This is a genomic window from Rickettsia africae ESF-5 (genome assembly GCF_000023005.1).
Lineage (GTDB): Bacteria > Pseudomonadota > Alphaproteobacteria > Rickettsiales > Rickettsiaceae > Rickettsia > Rickettsia rickettsii.
Genome location: NC_012633.1, coordinates 268,030 through 287,010, shown reverse-complemented (window position 1 = coordinate 287,010; position 18,981 = coordinate 268,030). Strand labels below are relative to the sequence as shown.

Genomic DNA, 18,981 nt, shown 5'->3' with positions numbered 1-18,981 from the left:
AAACTATTTAACCTGATAACTTTGTGAGTAGATACTACACTCTTATAGCATTAACACTATATGCATATGTAATCTCACAGCAAAGTAAATCAATCGAGCTATTAGTATCGGTTAGCTACACACATTACTGTGCTTCCACACCCGACCTATCAACGTGGTGGTCTTCCACGGCTCTAATGGGGAAGTCTAGTTTTGAGGTGGGTTTCCTGCTTAGATGCATTCAGCAGTTATCCCTTCCGTACTTAGCTACCCAGCTGTGCCGTTGGCACGACAACTGGTCCACCAGGGGTACGTCCACCTCGGTCCTCTCGTACTAAAGGCAGATCCTCTCAAACTTCCTACACCCACGGCAGATAGGGACCGAACTGTCTCACGACGTTCTAAACCCAGCTCACGTACCACTTTAATCGGCGAACAGCCGAACCCTTGGGACCTTCTCCAGCCCCAGGATGTGATGAGCCGACATCGAGGTGCCAAACGATTTCGTCGCTATGGACGCTTGGAAATCATCAGCCTGTTATCCCCGGAGTACCTTTTATTCGTTGAGCGATGGCCCTTCCACTCGGGACCACCGGATCACTATGACCGACTTTCGTCTCTGCTCGTCTTGTCAGACTCGCAGTCAGGCTAGCTTATGCCATTGCACTCTAAAAGTTGATTTCCGACCAACCTGAGCTAACCATCGCGCGCCTCCGTTACTCTTTGGGAGGCGACCGCCCCAGTCAAACTACCCACCATGCATTGTCTCGGATCCTGATTCAAGGATCTCGGTTAGATGTCAAGCACCAAAAGGGTGGTATCTCAAGGGTGACTCCACAAAGGCTGACGCCTTCGCTTCGTAGTCTCCCACCTATCCTGCACATCTGATTCCTAACACCAGTGCAAAGCTATAGTAAAGGTTCACGGGGTCTTTCCGTCTGACCGCGGGAACTCCGCATCTTCACGGAGAATTCAATTTCGCTGAGTCGATACTGGAGACAGTGGGGAAATCGTTACGCCATTCGTGCGGGTCGGAACTTACCCGACAAGGAATTTCGCTACCTTAGGACCGTCATAGTTACGGCCGCCGTTCACTGGGACTTCAATTCAGAGCTTGCACCCCTCCTTTTAATCTTCCAGCACTGGGCAGGCGTCAGACCCTATACATCGTCTATTGACTTTGCAGAGCCCTGTGTTTTTAATAAACAGTCGCTACCCCCTAGCTTGTGCCACCTGCACATGGTTGCCCATATACAGGTCATCTTTCTTCCGAAGTTACAGATGCAATTTGCCTAGTTCCTTCAGCATCGTTCTCTCAAGCGCCTTGGTATACTCTACCTGTCCACCTGTGTCGGTTTCGGGTACGGTCTATAATGAAGGTGTTATTTCCTGGAAAATATTCACCGCACAATCAATCCAATAAGACTGTACAATTTACTATTTTCGTCACATCCTTCAGGTTCAGGAATATTAACCTGATTCCCATCGATTACGCCTTTCAGCCTCATCTTAGGGGCCGACTAACCTTGCGCAGATTAACTTTACGCAAGAACCCTTGGACTTTCGGCGAGAATGTTTCTCACATTCTTTATCGCTACTTATGTCAGCATTCTCACTTCCGATACCTCCAGCAAACCTCACGGTTCACCTTCGCAGGCTTACGGAACGCTCCGCTACCATTTATGCCAAATGCATAAACCCGCACCTTCGGTACATGACTTGAGCCCCGTTACATTGTTGGCGCAAGAAAACTTATTTAGACTAGTGAGCTATTACGCTTTCTTTAAATGATGGCTGCTTCTAAGCCAACATCCTAGTTGTTTTGGTCTTCTCACATCCTTTAACACTTAGTCATGATTTAGGGACCTTAGATGGCGGTCTGGGCTTTTTCCCTCTCGACTATGGACCTTAGCACCCATAGTCTGTCTGCTATGCTGTACTCATCGACATTCGGAGTTTGATTGAGTTTGGTAAGTCTGTGGGACCCCCTAGCTCATTCAGTGCTCTACCTTCGATGGTAATCGCTATAACGCTCTACCTAAATAGATTTCGCGGAGAACCAGCTATATCCGAGTTTGATTGGCCTTTCACCCCTAACCACAGCTCATCCCCTACTTTTTCAACAGTAGTGGGTTCGGTCCTTCAGTGGATTTTACTCCGCTTTCAACCTGGCCATGGCTAGATCACCCGGTTTCGGGTCTAATTCATCTAACTAAACGCCCTATTCAGACTCGCTTTCGCTACGCCTACACCTAACGGCTTAAGCTTGCTAGATAAACTAAGTCGCTGACCCATTATACAAAAGGTACGCCGTCACAAGACATATAAATACGCTTGCTCCGACTGCTTGTAAGCATTTGGTTTCAGATACTATTTCACTCCCCTTGTCGGGGTACTTTTCACCTTTCCCTCACGGTACTTGTTCACTATCGGTCACTAGAGAGTACTTAGGCTTAGAGGGTGGTCCCCCTATGTTCAAACAGGATTTCACGTGTCCCGCCTTACTCAAGGACTTCAAACTTTTTACCTATACGGGACTATCACCCTCTATGGTCAACCTTTCCATGTTGTTTTAGTTATTTTTTTGAAGCCACTGGCCTGATCCGCGTTCGCTCGTCACTACTAACGGAGTCTCGGTTGATGTCCTTTCCTCCAGCTACTTAGATATTTCAGTTCGCTGGGTTTGCCTTATATAGCTATGTATTCACTATACAATACCTAATAAATTAGGTAGGTTCCCCTATTCGGAAATCTTCGGATCAAAGTTTATTCGCAACTCCCCGAAGCTTATCGCAGCGTATTACGTCCTTCATCGCCTTCTAGTGCCAAGGCATCCACCAAATGCTCTTATTATATTTACTTATGCTTTTAACTTGAGATTACACAATGCATACAGAATTAATTTCACAATTATTTTTCTTATTTTCAGCATCTACTCACGATATAAATTTTTATTATCGCGGTGTATTTAGTTTTTAGCTTTATCAACTTTTTAAACAGCTACAAAGTTTTACGTTTCAAACTTTGTGTGATAGTTTTATATCTATATTTTTAAAGCTTGTCAAACACTAATTTCAAATAATTTTAATTTTATTTCTTATGAGAGGGCTTAAAGTTATTTTAACCTCTTTTTAAAATAGGCTTTGTCAGCTTTTTGTTTAGATTTGTGGTCCCTAATTTTGTATCTACCTTACCGCCTAAATCTTCAAACAAAAATCTGCCTTTTCGTAAAATATGATTTACTGCTGTCATTTCTCCTTCTCTATTTATCAAACTGCTTTGAGTTTTAACCCATAATAATTTACCGTCTTTTCTAAAGACTGGATTTTCATCAATTGCAAAATCTTTAGTTATACTTAAATTACCGTTCTTATCAAATTTACCTAAAATATTTTTCTGTAAATCAGCAAATACGGCATGAGCGTATAATTTTGAAATTTCTTTTATTTGCTTTGGATCGTTTATATGTGCGCCGGCTTTGTTAATAAAGCCGCTAATTTCATATTGAGATGTTTTACCATGTGGAGTTTTTTTCACAAGAAATTGAGTTTCCGTAAGTAGCTTAGTTTGATCCTCTACTATATTAATTACTTTCCTTTTTAAAGAATAAATATCACTATTCTTTTCAAACTTTAAGGTAAACTCCTTAACGTCTCAATTATCATTAAACCTAACTTCTTTTTTATCTTTACCCATAATAATACTCTTATTTTAATACTGTATCTTTTAAAATATTTGTACCACGTAAAAATTCTTCTATATTCAAAGCTTTTTTACTCTCTTGCTGAAGTTTTTTCACTCGTAATATACCGCTTCCACAAGCTATTTCCAGCTTATCGCTAATAACGGTACCGGAAGTAAAGTGATGATCCGCATTTAAATATTCTGCTTCAAGGATTTTAATTATTTTATCATTATAACTAAAATATGCTCCAGGCCAAGGATTCATGCCCCTTATTTTACAATCTATTTTATACGCGGATTCATGCCAATTAATTTTTCCTTCTTCTTTAGTTAATTTATGAGCATACGTAACGCCGTCACTTGGCTGTGTTATTGGTACTATATTATCGATATTTGCAAGTGTTTTAATTAATAACTCCGCTCCGAGATTTGCACATTTGTTATGCAGTTCTTCCAATGTTATTCTTTCTTCTAAATCAAAATCTTCTTTCATCAATATATCACCTGTATCAAGCCCTGTATCCATACGCATAATACATACACTACTTTTCCGGTCACCCTCTATAATAGTACGCTGCAGAGGAGCCGCTCCTCTGTGACGAGGCAAATCGGATGGATGGATATTAAGACAGCCGTATTTCTTAGCTTCTAATATAGCTTTCGGCACAATAAAACCATAGGCAATAACAACTATAATATCAGCATTAACTTTATTAATTAGATTTATTATTTCATCATTACGAAGAGTAGAAGGAGTATAAACAGGAATTTGATGCTCAAATGCTAATTGATGTATTGGAGATTTAGCTAAGTTAAGTCCTCTGCCCTTAGCTTTAGGTTGCTGTGTAAAAACAGCTTTAACTTCGTGATGAGTTATAAGTTTTTTAAGAGCGGGAACAGCGAATTCAGGCGTTCCCATAAAGATTACTTTCACACTATATTATTTTTGAGTTTCTTAAGCTTACGAAGTACTACATCTCGTTTTAAATTACTTAAATAATCAATCATAAGCTTACCTTCTAAATGATCATACTCATGCTGGATAACTCTTGCAAGCCAATCATTTGCTTTAAGCTCTTGCGATTTACCATGATAGTCTAAATACCTAATCTTTATAGATTCCGGTCTTGCCACCTCAATACGTTGCTCCGGTAATGAGATACAACCTTCGTTAGCCGTAACTAGCTCTTCTGCTTGTTCTATCATTTCAGGATTCACTATAAAAAGCGGATAAAAATCTTTTGGTCTTGCTACCGAATCATGATCTTGTATATCAATTACTAAAATACGTTTCAATACCCCTACTTGTACTGCTGCAAGCCCTGCACCGTCTTCATGGTACATAGTTTTAAGCATATCATCCATAAATTTTCGTGTTTGATCGGTAAACTCTAAAACCGGCTGAGATTTCTGCTTTAATCTTTCATCAGGTGCCGTTACTATCGGTAATATTGACATAATTAAATCTTAATATTTAATTTTAATATACTATAAAATCACCAAAATGTAAAGAAAGCAAACCTGCCTAATTCCGGCAATAGTTGCATAATAAACTCACCTATTTGCAATAATTTGTCGAATTAATAATATTTAGTAAAAAATAATAGCAAATATCAGATAACATGTTAATAAATAAGGCTTGCATAAAATTAAGGAGGAATAATAAATAATGCATTGGGGTGATATTGAAGAAATTGCCGAACAACTCGAAGAACATTGTAGCGATCAGTATAATGAAAAAAAAATTTCATTATTAAAGCTAGAGAAACTGATTAGAAAATTAAAGGACTTTGAAGATGGAGAAAAAAAAGTCGAAGAAGTTACATTAGAAGAAATTTTAGACAAATGGGAAGAATTACGTAAAGAAATTAGAGAAATCGATTAAGTAGCTTTTGAGTTATTTTCAGACATTTATAAATTAACTTTATAAAAATACATTATAATCAGTAAAAATATAGCAACTGCCTGAAAAAAAACCCTTAAAGTCATTAACTTTGAACTAAATTTCTTATCAAACTTTCCTTCGATAGCCATCGATACTACCCCTATAATAAGAACCGCAACGGTTAAACCAATTGCAATTAATAACCACATCATAATTTATTACCAATGTATCACTTTCCACACAAAGATTATATGCTTTTTCTCTTTTAAATCAATTATATAATATTTGAGATTTGATTAAAAAATTCACTAATTCTTCGTAAAAAATAATAATTCAAGGAACACACATCTCTAATTTATCAAATATAGATAATTCAACAATTACTTTAAAAGCAAAAGAGATATTAGGCTCTTGCGTTCTTATTAATTTTTGCTCAAAAATATCTAAAAATACAAATAATTTAATTTTCTGCACACAAGAACCTAGAGTATTTTGAGAAACCTCGTCCTATTGCTAAAATATTTATTAATGCTCACGGTGGAACATGACTTGCTTAAATTAAGCTTTCTGAGTTACACTATATATATTATATATCAGTTTAGCAAAAGCACCATTTCCTAAAACATTAGCACAAGTGATCACAGGATCAAATAAGATATAAAGAGCTGTAATCAGAGACATCATATTAGTATTAAAACCTAGATATTGTTCAAGTATAGGGAGCATTACAATAATTCTACCACCTGGTATAGCTGCTACTGAAAATTTTGCCAATACAAAATAAAAAGTAAAATAATTAAATAAAGTAGGTTCAGCTAATCCATAACTTTTTAGTATAGCATAAGCCAAAATCGATATGGCAAAACAATCGCCAACAAGATGAATATTGACTGTTATTGGTCAACGGTACGAGCGAGTGCTTTATTATTTGTATTATTTTCCGCTCCTATTTTATACTAAGTGGCATACTTATAACACTAGACATTGCACTAAATCCACTTATAGACGCTGGCATCATATTATTAAGGCTAGCTATGCATTCCTTAACTCGACAATTACTTAAAATAAAATAAGCAAGAAAGATATAACCAAACTGAGCAAATACGATCGTCACAAAAATGAACATATAATCTTTAATAATTATATCTAATACTTCATCAAACTGTAGTTTTACGATAAAGCCCATTATAAATAAGGGCATTATATAGATCAACAATCGCAATATTTTTGCAACAAATGCTTCTAGCTTACAAGCCAATCCAATTGCAACTTCAGCACACAATTTTGAGGCAATAAAGCCTAAGATAATACTACTAAATACGATTTTATCATTAGAAATAATATTAGGAAAATTAAGCAACCATAAAGGCTTTAAACTATCATTTTCTATAGGAGAGATCATTGATAAAGCGAATTGATATATGTATATACCTACATAATAACTTATGAAGGTAGAACAAACATTAGACCCACATACTAGTAATAATATTAAGAAAACTATACGTGTTGCATCTTTGGCTAGCATTACAACAGATTTAAAAAGTAAACCAAAAATAATTAAAGGCAGAAATAATCCAATTATAGAAATAGATAGACTTATTGAATACAATAACCTTTGTACTTCTAAACTCATTAGTGGGTTTAACAATATGATAGCTATGATAATAGCCATTAAAATAAGTGGCATTTTACGCAACATAAAACTTACCTAATAATTAGTTAATTTAAATAGATGAATATAATTAAAAGAAAGATATAGAGATATTGTTACCGGCTTAGACCGGCTATAGTAGTAAAAAAAGACTGGAAAGTTAATATTTGCATATTAATTCAATATAAAGTTGTTATAGAGAGAAAAATTAGTGTTGCAATACTTTTCTAGAAGTTCTTTTGGGGGGGTATTGTTAACTAAAAGCAGATCAATTAATAAATTAACGTCATTGCGAGGAAAATTACAAAGTAATTTGTACGTCCGCAATCTCAGGAGTTTTATTATTTCATGAGATTGCTACGTAGCCTATGGCTGCTCGCAAGGCATTGTTGCGTGAAGCAATTTCACCTCTGTCATCCCGTGGCTTGACCACGGGGTGACACAGTGGGTTTTACCGGTCCACGCAACAATACCTCCTCGCAATGACGACTTAGGTATCTATGCAAAATGCTTTCGCAAGAATGACATCGAGAGCTTTTTAAGAGCTATGCTGGAATAACAACGCCTCAGCCCTTACACCTCTTCAGATTGCTCTAATCCCTCTTCCTCTAACTCACTATCTTCTTCACTTTCAGCAGTTTCAGCAATTAAAGAGACAGACACGACTTTTTCACCATCATCTAACTTAAATAGGATTACGCCGCTAGTGTTACGTCCCGTAATACGTACTGACTCAAGTTTACAGCGAATTAACTTACCGCTATTGGTAATCAGCATTAACTCATCATCCATTTTAACCGGCATAACACCAACGACTAAACCAGTTTTGTCGTTAATATCCATATTGATTATACCGCTACCGCCACGGTCAGTAATTCTATAGCCATAAGCTGAGCTTCTCTTACCAAAACCGTTCTCAGTTACGGTTAAAATGAATTCTTCGGAATTTGCCATTTCTACAATAGCCGGGGCAGTTAAGCTTACGCCAAGTTCTTCAGGATTAAACACCTCACCTTTAGCAATCTCTAATCTCTGCTCCCACGGCACAGATAAATAAGCATCTCTATCCTCTTTTGTACTACTAATACCTTTAAGCACAGTCATAGAAATTACAGAATCCTCTTTGGCAAGCTTCATACCTCGTACCCCATCAGAAGTACGGCTCTTAATAACACGCAGCGATTCAACAGGGAATCTTAAAGCTTTACCGGCTTTGGTAGCAAGTAAAATATGCTCGTCTTCTTTACATGGTTTTACGTCTATTAATTTATCGTCCTCATCAAGCCTAATAGCAATTTTACCGTTCGACTGAAGCTTTGTGAAATCTAATAAATCGCTTCTTCTGATATTACCTTTGGCAGTTGCGAACATAATGTTTAAATTATCCCTCTCATCCTGATTTTCAGGTAGCGGCATAATATTCGTAATATGCTCATTTGCTTTCAGCGGTAATATATTAACCATCGGTCTACCCTTACCCTGCGGATTACTTAAAGGCAGTTTATACAGTTTTAAACTATAAACCTGACCGATATTTGAGAAGAACAACATAGGAGTATGGGTACTACCGACAAAAACTTGCGTGGTAATATCTTCATCACGCATTGAAAGCCCTGATCTTCCTTTACCGCCACGTTTTTGCGCACGATAGCTACTTAGAGGTACACGCTTGATATACCCGCCAAGCGTTACGGTTACAACCATTTCTTCACGCTGAATTAAATCTTCTATATCTTGATCAAATTCGCCGAATTCAATTGAAGTAAGACGAGGAGTCGCAAATTCTTCTTTAACTTTAATGAGCTCTTCCTTTAAAATTTCAAGTAACCTTGTACGAGAGCCAAGTATATTAAGATATTCGGTGATTTCCGTAATTAGGTTCTTTAAATCCTCTTCAAGCTTGTTTTTCTCCATAGCGGTCAGGCGTTGCAATCTCATTTCTAAGATTGCCTTAGCTTGCACTTCGGTAAAGTTACATTTACCCTGCTCGTTTAACATTGCTTTATCATCAACCAACTTTACAAGAGGTAGGATATTTAATGCTTCCCACTGACGAGCCATTAATTCTTGTTTAGCTGCATTCGGGTCATTTGAAGCTTTAATAATACGTATTATTTCATCGATATTACTAACGGCAATAGTTAGTCCTAGTAAAATATGAGCTCTATCTCTTGCTTTATTGAGTAAATATATAGTACGGTTAGTAATTACTACTTCCCTAAAACTAACGAAAGCTGCAATTACTTCTTTCAAATTCATCACTTTCGGTAGCCCGTCTTTAAGAGCAAGCATAATAACACCGAAGCTAGTTTGTAGCTGCGTACATGCGTATATTTGATTTAAGACTACTTCAGCAACTACGTCTTTCTTTAACTCAATAAAAATCCTTACACCGTTTTTATTCGATTCATCACGTAAATCACTTATACCTTCTATACGCTTTTCCTTAACCATTTCAGCGATTTTCTCAACGAGCCTTGCCTTATTTACCATATACGGTATTTCGGTAATAATAATTGCTTGACGGCTATTATCGATATTCTCAATCTCGGCTCGACCTCGCATAATGATACTCCCTCTACCGGTAAGATATGCCGATCTAATACCGCTAATACCTAAAATCATTGAACCTGTAGGAAAATCCGGTCCTTTAACAACTTCAAGTAAATCTAATATTTCTATATCGTTATTATCTATATATAAACAGCACGCATCGATAACCTCACCAAGATTATGAGGCGGGATATTAGTTGCCATACCGACCGCAATGCCTCCGCTACCGTTCACCAATAAATTGGGAAACATTGCAGGAAGTACGGAAGGCTCTTCTTCAGAACCATCGTAATTAGGGTTAAAGCTGACAGTCTCTTTATCGATATCCTCTACGAGCTTATACGAAACTTTGGCCATTCGAGATTCGGTATATCTCATTGCTGCCGCCGCATCACCATCCATCGAACCGAAATTACCCTGCCCATCTACAAGCGGTAAACGCAAGGAAAAATCTTGTGCCATACGTACTAACGCATCGTAAATAGCACTATCGCCGTGCGGATGATATTTACCCATCACGTCACCGACTATTCTAGCGGATTTTCTATAAGGTTTACTAGCATGATTACCGGCTTCATGCATGGAATAGATAATTCGGCGATGTACCGGCTTTAAGCCGTCCCGAACATCCGGTATAGCTCTACTTACTATAACGCTCATAGCATAATCAAGATAAGATACTTTCATCTCATCTTCGATATTTACCGGTACTAAATTAGAAGAAGATTTATCAGTCACGATTACTTAGCCTTAAATTTAATGAATTATATTTAATAATAGAGACATAATAAATTTCTTTCAAGGATTGCTTGTATTTATAATCGTGGTATTATTTCTAAGTTACCGATGTCATTGCTGCGGGACATTGTTGCACGGATGCCGATGTCATTCCTGCGAAAGCAGGAATCTAGTTTTTTAAGCAAATCATATACTAAATTTTTATGTAATTTTCTTTGTTTTATCATTTTTTACTGGATTCCCGCTTGCGTGGAAATGACATAAACGAACCATACAACAAGGCCTTTAGTCACTTACAATGACTACATCAACCGTTTCTATGCAATAACATAATCGTAAAAGTTAACAAACTTTATTATATATTAGAATTATTTTATACTTTCTAAATATAATGAACGCTGCTCTATTCTTGTTATCTCATCTACCGTTACCTGTTCTGCTAACCTTTGTTTAAACTTAGATCTTAGTTTTTCTAAATCTTTATTTTTCTTAGAGAACGGTAATATTTTAGATAATAATTTATTATTTTTGTTGAACATGTAGTTGCTCCCGTGATTACACTTAAATTGCTCAAGTTTTAACCACCGAAGATTTTAACTTCGGGTGGTTGGGACATTCAAAGAACCGTCACAGAACAATTATAATAGCTTTTAGGTTTAAAGCTTACACTTTAAACCTTGTACATAGCTACTATCCCCCGACCATGAAGTCGAGGATTATACCATTTATACGGCTGATAATACCGCTTAGGATAGAGGCTTTGAAACCCCGGAATAACGTCACCGCTATTCTTGCAAGAGATTTTAGCCAATTTTTTGAAATATCAATTAGCTATCCATGGCCATTCCTGCGTGGATCAGTTTTTTTGTCATTGCGAGGAAAATTACATAGTAATTTGACGCAGCAATCTTGAGAAGAATTCCTGAGATTGCCACGCTCACTAACGTTCGCTCGCAATGACGACTTGATATCCACGCAACAAAACCTCCGCGGGAATGACATCGAGCTGGTTTTACCAAACCACTTAACAAAGCTTGTAGTTGATATAATGATAAATTTTAAGAATGTTCCTCTTCTTGCTATTTATACCAAAGTTCGGCATAATAGCCTTTGTGCTGTAGCAAGGTTTTATGGTTGCCCCGCTCAACTATATAACCGTTATCTAAAACGATAATCTCATCTGCATCGATAATAGTTGAGAGTCTATGGGCAATGATAAGGGTAGTATGGTGAGCCGAGATCTCTTTAAGACGTGCTTGAATTAGCTTTTCGGCTTTAGTATCAAGCGAACTTGTTGCCTCATTAAAAACATATATTGCTGGATTTTTTAAGATGGTTCTTGCAATTGCAATACACTATTTCTCACCGCCCGAAAGCTTTAAGCCTCTCTCGCCTACCTGCATCTCATACCCTTCGGGTAACGTGCTAATAAACTCATGAATATGAGCATTTTTTGAGGCTGCTATAACTTCATCGTAGCTTGCTGCATTATTACCGTATGCGATGTTGTAATATATCGCGTATCGTTAAACAGTACCGTATCTTGTGGGACAATTCCAATAGATTTACGCAGCGATTGTTGCGTGACTTCTCTTATATCCTGACCATCAATAGTAATATTGCCGCTATTAATATTGTAAAACCTAAAAAGCAAGCGTGATATCGTCGATTTCCCTGCCCCACTACTACCGACTACTGCTAAAGTTTTTACTGCTCTTGATCGTAAAACTTATATTATGTAAAATCGGATGTACCTGATTATAAGCAAAGCTAACATTATCGAAACTAACCGCACCTTTTAAGATAATTAGCTCCTTAGCGTTCAAAGCATCCTCTACTTCTACAGGTATATCAAACAGCTTAAACATATCTTCCATACTAACTAGAGCGTTTTTAATTTCTCTATAAGCAAAGCCAAGTATTGAAAGCAGAATTGATAGCTGAAATAGATAAGTATTAACCATTATTAAATCGCCGACGGTCATTTTATTTTGGTTAATAGCATTTGCTGAAAGTATCATAAGGCTAACAAGCCCTAAGGATATTATAACATCCTGCCCGATATTTAAAATCGATATGCTGTTAGTAGTTTTAGTAGCTGATTTTTCATAAGTTTGTAAAACCTCATTAAACTTTATCGCCTCATATTCTTCATTACCGAAATATTTAACGGTCTCAAAATTCAGTAAACTATCGATTGCTCTATTATTGGCGGTGTTATCGCTTTGGTTTATTTCCCTTGCAAAAGAAATACGCCAAATACTGATTAGGCAAATATAACCAACATAAACTATCATTGTTATTAAAATAGTTACGGCAAACCAAATACTGTAAACATACCATAACATCCCGCTTACTAATATAATTTCTACGCTTGTCGGAAAAATATTAAATAACGAATACCGCAGTACCACTTCAATACCTTTAGTACCACGCTCTATTGACCTACTTAAGCCCCCTGTGTTTCTAGTAATGTGAAAACGCATACTTAAAGCATGTACTTAAAGACATTTAGAGCAACTAAGCGAGTTGCTTGATGCCCTACTTTTGAAAAAATGATATTTCGTAATTCACTGTTGAACAAGTATTTTTGTTCCGCCATATGCAACAATAATCCCGACCATAACCGAAAGAGCAAAGTTTTTATTTAGCCCATTTATTATATATTTATAAACAATAGGAACGAAAATATTTATTACTTTAGCTATGACTAGACAAATAAGAGAGGTAACAATACGCAGGCGTATATCAAAATCCTTCGACCATAAATACGGCAGAAGTAGAGAGAATGAATTTTTGCGAGTTTTATTTTTGAACATTTTAAAGTTTTGGTAGTTTTCAGCATCATTGCAAGCGGACATTGCTCGCGTGGATACTAAATCGTCATTGCGAGCGACCGTAGGGAGCGTGGCAATCTCATAAAATAATAACAAACTCCTTAGATTGCTTCGTCAATTACTTCGTAATTTCCTTGCAATGACGTTTTTATTAATTACGCTCCAGCAGCAGGTGAAGTCGTCTTTGGCTGATTTTCTAACAGCTTATCTAACCTTCCCTCTTTTTCAAGATCAAACAGAGCATCACAACCGCCAACATGCATATTATCTATAAATATCTGCGGGACGGTCTTTTTTCCACCGGATTTCTTAATAAATTTTTCTTTCTCTTCCCGAGTAAAATTACTTACTTCAATTTCCTCATAAGCAACATTTTTCTCATCAAGCAATGCTTTAGCTTTTATACAATAAGGACAACTAGAGAGAGTATAAACAATAATTGTGTGTAATATAGCTTTATTCATAATGTTATATTTTTTTGTGAGATTTTAATATATTATCTTAAACTATAGTTTTTAAAGCAAGTAAAAATGCATGAATAATTTTTCTATTATCTCAGAATATAAACCGGCAGGCGATCAACCAAAAGCAATAGATGAAATTATAGCAGGGTTAAGTAGCAAAAAACGCTCACAAATGTTGCTTGGTATTACGGGATCAGGCAAAACCTTTACTATGGCAAATATTATAGAGAGAACTAATCGTCCTACTCTTATTATGGCTCATAATAAAACTTTAGCTGCCCAAATCTATTCAGAGATGAAATCGCTTTTTCCAAAGAATGCCGTTGAATACTTTGTCTCATATTATGATTATTACCAGCCCGAAGCTTATATAGCACGCACCGATACTTTTATAGAAAAAGACTCATCAATTAACGAACAAATTGATTTAATGCGTCATGCCGCTACAAGATCGCTATTAGAGCGTCGTGACGTTATAGTAGTTTCTTCCGTTTCCTGTATTTACGGCCTTGGCTCTCCCGATTTATATTACCAAATGATGGTTAATCTAGAGCCTGGTCAAAGCTACCCTCGTGATCAGCTACTAAACGATTTGATAAATCTACAATATGAGCGTAACGATATCGGATTTGAGCGTGGCTGTTTTAGAGTTAAAGGCGACAACATCGATATTTTCCCCTCACATTACAGCGATAAAGCTTGGCGTTTATCGTTTTTCGGTAATGAACTCGAATATATCCATGAATTTGATCCCCTAACAGGTGAAAAACTTGCTAAGCTCGATAAAGCTATGGTTTTTGGTAATTCACATTTTGTGATGCCTCAAGAAACGGTCAATAATGCCATATCAGGTATTGAAGAAGAATTACAAAAACGCTTAGAGTTTTTAAAGTCACAAGACAAACCACTTGAAACTCAAAGGCTAAATCAACGTACTCAATATGATCTTGAAATGTTAACGGAAACCGGCAGCTGTAAAGGCGTTGAAAACTACTCTCGCTTTTTCACAGGACGTAATGCCGGTGAGCCGCCTCCTACATTATTCGAATACCTACCAGAAGATGCATTATTATTTGTTGATGAAAGCCATGTATCCGTACCGCAAATTAGAGCGATGTATAACGGCGATCGAGCAAGGAAAAAAGTTTTGGTAGAGCATGGGTTTCGTCTACCCTCTGCACTTGATAACAGACCTTTAAAATTTGAAGAATGGGACAAATTTAGACCACAAACTGTGTTTGTATCTGCAACTCCAGGACCGTTCGAGTTAGAAGAAACCGGCGGCACGGTTGTAGAATTGATTATCAGACCTACTGGGCTGCTTGATCCTGAATGTATTATCAAACCCGCTACTAACCAAGTTGAGGATTTAATTAGCGAAATGCAAACCACTATCGCTCAAGGTTTTCGTGTTCTAGTCACCACCTTAACTCAAAAAATGGCAGAAGATTTAACCGCCTATTTGCAGGAGCTAAAATATAAAACTTCTTATTTACATTCTAACGTTCATACTCTAGAACGTATAGAGATTTTACGAGATTTAAGACAAGGTACTATTGATGTTTTAGTCGGTATTAATCTATTAAGGGAGGGGCTTGACATCCCTGAATGCGGCTTAGTTGCTATACTTGATGCAGACAAAGAGGGGTTTTTGCGGTCGGAAGTATCGTTAATACAAACAATAGGAAGAGCTGCAAGAAATAGCGCGGGTAGAGTTATACTTTATGCCGATAAAATGACTAAATCTATCGATAAAGCCGTTAGTGAAACGTTGCGTAGAAGGCAAATTCAGCAAGAATATAATGAAAAACACGGCATAACTCCAAAAACCATCAACCGTGCTATTCACGCTTTAGCAGAATTTGAGAAAATCGATAGTAAGCTTGATAAAAAACAAGCTCATACTTTATTTGATAATGCTGCTAAGCTAAAAACCCATATTGATAAATTAAAGAAAGAAATGCTTAAAGCCGCAAGTAATCTTGAATTTGAACAAGCCGTAAAACTTCGTGATCAGCTAAAAACTCTAGAAGAGGCGGCACTCGAATTGAGTTAATGGTGTGCGTTGTGGATACCAAAATCGTCATCGTCATTGCGAGGCAAAACTGTAAGTTTTGACAATCTCAGGAGTGTGTTATTATTTCATGAGATTGCCACGCAGCCTATGGCTGCTCGCAATGACTATTCAGTGTCCACACGGGCAATACCATTAACAACACCTAAAACTCCTACGATGATACGGTGATAAGCCATATATATTAATAGCTTCGATATGTTCTTTGGTACCGTAGCCGGAATTTTTGTGCCATAAATATTGGGGAAATTCAGCACTTAAGTCTAGCATCAAACGATCCCTAGTAACTTTTGCAACAATAGAAGCCGCAGCAATCGATAATGATAAATTATCACCGTTAATTATACTGACAAATCTTTCATCCTTAAACTGCATATTACCGTCAACTAACACTATTTCTGGCTCAAGGCTAAGATTTGCTACAGCAATAGAACAAGCTTTTTTAGTTGCCTCTAATATATTAATATCATCAATTTCGGTATGAGAAATAATAGCAGTTGCCCAAACATAATTACTAGTGATTTGTTCATATAGTAATTCTCTTTTCTTTTTGGAAAGCTTTTTAGAATCTTTAATTCCCGTTATAATATTGGCGTTATCTACTATAACGGCACTTGCTACTACCGGACCTGCAAGCGGTCCTCTACCTGCTTCATCTATACCTGCTACAATACAGTTATGATATTTTTTTTCAAAATGTAATAGATCTACTTCCATAATTGTATTTTTTTAATTTTTGATATATGATAGAGCAGTTTAGAATTACAAAAAAGGAAAAGTGCAAAATTATTTTCAATTATTAGGACTTCCGCAAGAGTATAATATTAATTTAAAGATATTAGAAAAGCAATATTTTGCTATGCAGGTAAAATATCATCCCGATAAAGCAAAAACTTTGCAGGAAAAGGAACAAAATCTAATTACTGCGGCTGAATTAAATAACGCTTACTCTACTCTTAAAGATGCCTTAAAGCGTGCTGAATATATGCTGCTTTTGCAAAATATAAATTTGAATGACGAAAAAACACGTAGTTTACTTTCGCCTCTAGAATTAAGCATATTCTGGGATGAAATGGAAATAATCGAAAATACTATCTTATTTAGTGATTTAGAAAAAATAAAAGACAAATATGAATTAATGAAAAAGCTTGAAATTGATTCTTTAAAACAAGCTTTTGAAGAACAAAATCTATTAGACGCAACTATAAAAACTAGCAAGCTTAAATATATTGGGACATTGCTGCATAAACTGCAAGAAAAAATAAAATCATGCAAATAATAGAAATTAGGGAACCGGAGCAAGCTGATTTTAAGCAAGAACGGCAAATAGCAGTCGGTATCGATTTTGGCACTACTAACTCATTAATAGCTATTGCAGCTAATAGACAAGTTAAAGTTATTAAATCTATAGATGATAAAGAATTAATCCCAACTACTATAGATTTTACAAGTAACAATTTTACTATAGGTAATAATAAAGGACTGCGTTCTATTAAAAGACTATTCGGTAAAACATTAAAAGAAATTCTAAATACTCCGGCACTTTTTTCGTTAGTTAAAGATTATCTAGATGTAAATAGTAGTGAGCTTAAGCTAAATTTTGCAAATAAACAACTGAGAGTCCCTGAAATTGCAGCAGAAATTTTTATTTACCTAAAAAATCAAGCAGAAGAACAATTAAAGACTAATCTAACTAAAGCAGTAATAACAGTACCTGCACATTTTAACGATGCAGCAAGAGGCGAAGTAATGCTTGCGGCTAAAATAGCAGGTTTTGAAGTATTAAGGCTAATTGCCGAACCTACTGCAGCTGCCTATGCTTACGGCTTAAACAAAAATCAAAAAGGCTGTTATTTAGTATATGACCTAGGCGGCGGTACTTTTGACGTATCTATTCTTAATATACAAGAAGGTATTTTTCAAGTTATAGCAACAAACGGAGATAATATGCTTGGTGGCAACGATATAGATGTAGTAATTACACAATATCTTTGCAATAAATTTGATTTACCTAATTCTATAGATACTTTACAACTTGCAAAAAAAGCAAAAGAAACTTTAACATATAAAGATAGTTTTAATAATGATAATGTATCAATTAATAAACAAACATTAGAGCAATTAATTTTACCCTTAGTAGAACGTACTATCAATATAGCTCAAGAGTGTTTAGAACAAGCAGGAAATCCAAATATAGACGGAGTTATTTTAGTAGGGGGTGCAACCCGCATTCCTTTAATAAAAGACGAATTATATAAAGCATTTAAAATAGATATTCTATCAGATATCGATCCTGATAAAGCAGTTGTATGGGGGGCTGCATTACAAGCAGAAAATTTAATAGCACCCCATACAAATTCATTATTGATTGATGTAGCACCTTTATCGCTGGGTATGGAATTATATGGCGGTATAGTTGAAAAAATCATCATGCATAATACTCCGATTCCTATTTCGGTCGTAAAAGAATTTACGACTTATGTCGATAATCAAACCGGTATACAATTTCATATATTACAAGGTGAACGTGAAATGGCTGCCGATTGCCGCAGTTTAGCCCGATTTGAGTTAAAGGGACTTCCTCCTATGAAAGCAGGATATATTAGAGCCGAAGTTACTTTTTCTATTGACGCAGACGGTATATTATCCGTTTCTGCTTATGAGAAAATCAGCAATACATCACATGCTATAGAAGTAAAGCCAAATCACGGTATTGATAAAACGGAGATTGATATTATGTTAGAAAACGCGTATAAAAATGCTAAAATAGATTATACTACAAGATTATTACAAGAAGCAGTAATTGAAGCAGAGGCTTTAATCTTTAGCATAGAACGTGCTATAGCGGAATTAACAACTTTATCATCGGAAAGTGAGATATCTATAATTAATTCTTTATTAGATAATATAAAAGAAGCCGTACACGCTAGAGATTGGATCTTAATTAATAATTCTATTAAAGAGTTTAAATCCAAAATAAAAAAATCTATAGATACAAAGTTTAATATAATAATTAATGATTTGCTAAAAGGCAAAAATATCAATCAAATTAAATAGCCTCAGTTATATATAAAATATTATATATAATCGAACTAATTTAGATAAGGAAAAATAAG

At 36.0% G+C, this 18,981-nt stretch carries 15 protein-coding genes, 1 rRNA gene and 1 pseudogene; 4 read left to right on the top strand and 13 right to left on the bottom strand.

Going from position 1 to position 18,981, the window contains the following annotated elements:
• Positions 1 to 80 precede the first annotated feature (80 nt).
• The 4 genes from RAF_RS01445 to def all read right to left on the bottom strand — a co-directional run bounded on the left by RAF_RS01445 (position 81) and on the right by def (position 5,121).
• Positions 81 to 2,841, bottom strand: a 23S ribosomal RNA gene (locus RAF_RS01445).
• Positions 2,842 to 3,099: 258 nt separating this feature from the next.
• Positions 3,100 to 3,516, bottom strand: a complete 417-nt coding sequence (locus RAF_RS01440) for a hypothetical protein (protein ID WP_012719472.1) — start codon at positions 3,514 to 3,516, stop codon at positions 3,100 to 3,102.
• Positions 3,517 to 3,685: 169 nt separating this feature from the next.
• Positions 3,686 to 4,597 carry a methionyl-tRNA formyltransferase gene (gene fmt, locus RAF_RS01435; RefSeq protein WP_010976939.1) on the bottom strand — a complete coding sequence of 304 codons (912 nt, stop codon included), beginning with the start codon at positions 4,595 to 4,597 and terminating at the stop codon, positions 3,686 to 3,688.
• A complete protein-coding gene (gene def / locus RAF_RS01430) occupies positions 4,594 to 5,121 on the bottom strand; it encodes a peptide deformylase (RefSeq protein ID WP_012719471.1) in 528 nt (175 codons plus the stop codon). The genes fmt and def overlap by 4 nt, the downstream gene beginning before the upstream one ends.
• 211 nt (positions 5,122 to 5,332) lie before the next feature.
• On the opposite strand from def, the gene iscX reads away from it, so the two are divergent.
• Positions 5,333 to 5,548: a Fe-S cluster assembly protein IscX gene (gene iscX / locus RAF_RS01425; protein ID WP_041471815.1), complete on the top strand. Its 216-nt coding sequence runs from the start codon at positions 5,333 to 5,335 to the stop codon at positions 5,546 to 5,548.
• Between the two features lie 26 nt (positions 5,549 to 5,574).
• On the opposite strand, the gene RAF_RS01420 is transcribed toward iscX, so the two are convergent.
• The 8 genes and pseudogenes from RAF_RS01420 to grxC form a co-directional block, all read right to left on the bottom strand.
• Positions 5,575 to 5,760, bottom strand: coding sequence for a twin transmembrane helix small protein (locus RAF_RS01420; RefSeq protein WP_010976936.1), 186 nt, complete (start codon positions 5,758 to 5,760; stop codon positions 5,575 to 5,577).
• A gap of 121 nt (positions 5,761 to 5,881) precedes the next feature.
• Positions 5,882 to 6,022, bottom strand: coding sequence for a hypothetical protein (locus RAF_RS01415; protein ID WP_041471814.1), 141 nt, complete (start codon positions 6,020 to 6,022; stop codon positions 5,882 to 5,884).
• Positions 6,023 to 6,106: 84 nt separating this feature from the next.
• The gene (locus RAF_RS10285) at positions 6,107 to 6,397 is read right to left on the bottom strand and encodes a cation:dicarboxylate symporter family transporter (protein WP_041471813.1); all 291 of its coding nucleotides are present in this window, start codon (positions 6,395 to 6,397) and stop codon (positions 6,107 to 6,109) included.
• Between the two features lie 97 nt (positions 6,398 to 6,494).
• Positions 6,495 to 7,181: a cation:dicarboxylate symporter family transporter gene (locus RAF_RS10280; RefSeq protein ID WP_268738947.1), complete on the bottom strand. Its 687-nt coding sequence runs from the start codon at positions 7,179 to 7,181 to the stop codon at positions 6,495 to 6,497.
• A gap of 591 nt (positions 7,182 to 7,772) precedes the next feature.
• Positions 7,773 to 10,490, bottom strand: a complete 2,718-nt coding sequence (gyrA, locus tag RAF_RS01390) for a DNA topoisomerase (ATP-hydrolyzing) subunit A (RefSeq protein ID WP_012719470.1) — start codon at positions 10,488 to 10,490, stop codon at positions 7,773 to 7,775.
• A 368-nt stretch (positions 10,491 to 10,858) separates the two neighbouring features.
• Positions 10,859 to 11,029: a hypothetical protein gene (locus RAF_RS09200; RefSeq protein ID WP_004996471.1), complete on the bottom strand. Its 171-nt coding sequence runs from the start codon at positions 11,027 to 11,029 to the stop codon at positions 10,859 to 10,861.
• Positions 11,030 to 11,569: 540 nt separating this feature from the next.
• A pseudogene (locus RAF_RS01385) lies at positions 11,570 to 13,309 on the bottom strand (ABCB family ABC transporter ATP-binding protein/permease).
• Between the two features lie 173 nt (positions 13,310 to 13,482).
• The gene (grxC, locus tag RAF_RS01380) at positions 13,483 to 13,791 is read right to left on the bottom strand and encodes a glutaredoxin 3 (protein ID WP_012719469.1); all 309 of its coding nucleotides are present in this window, start codon (positions 13,789 to 13,791) and stop codon (positions 13,483 to 13,485) included.
• 70 nt (positions 13,792 to 13,861) lie between these two features.
• Between grxC and uvrB the strand changes: the two genes are divergently transcribed.
• Complete coding sequence (gene uvrB, locus RAF_RS01375; RefSeq protein WP_012719468.1) at positions 13,862 to 15,847, top strand: excinuclease ABC subunit UvrB; 1,986 nt, start codon at positions 13,862 to 13,864, stop codon at positions 15,845 to 15,847.
• 153 nt (positions 15,848 to 16,000) lie between these two features.
• Here the strand turns inward: uvrB and RAF_RS01370 are convergent, their stop codons facing one another.
• Positions 16,001 to 16,582: a ribonuclease HII gene (locus RAF_RS01370; RefSeq protein ID WP_012719467.1), complete on the bottom strand. Its 582-nt coding sequence runs from the start codon at positions 16,580 to 16,582 to the stop codon at positions 16,001 to 16,003.
• Between the two features lie 61 nt (positions 16,583 to 16,643).
• Here RAF_RS01370 and hscB point away from each other — a divergent pair, with 61 nt between their 5' ends.
• Entirely contained in the window at positions 16,644 to 17,144 is a 501-nt protein-coding gene (gene hscB, locus RAF_RS01365; protein WP_012719466.1) for a Fe-S protein assembly co-chaperone HscB, read from the top strand.
• The gene (gene hscA / locus RAF_RS01360) at positions 17,135 to 18,922 is read left to right on the top strand and encodes a Fe-S protein assembly chaperone HscA (protein WP_012719465.1); all 1,788 of its coding nucleotides are present in this window, start codon (positions 17,135 to 17,137) and stop codon (positions 18,920 to 18,922) included. Before hscB ends, hscA begins: the two co-directional genes overlap by 10 nt.
• Positions 18,923 to 18,981: the final 59 nt, after the last annotated feature.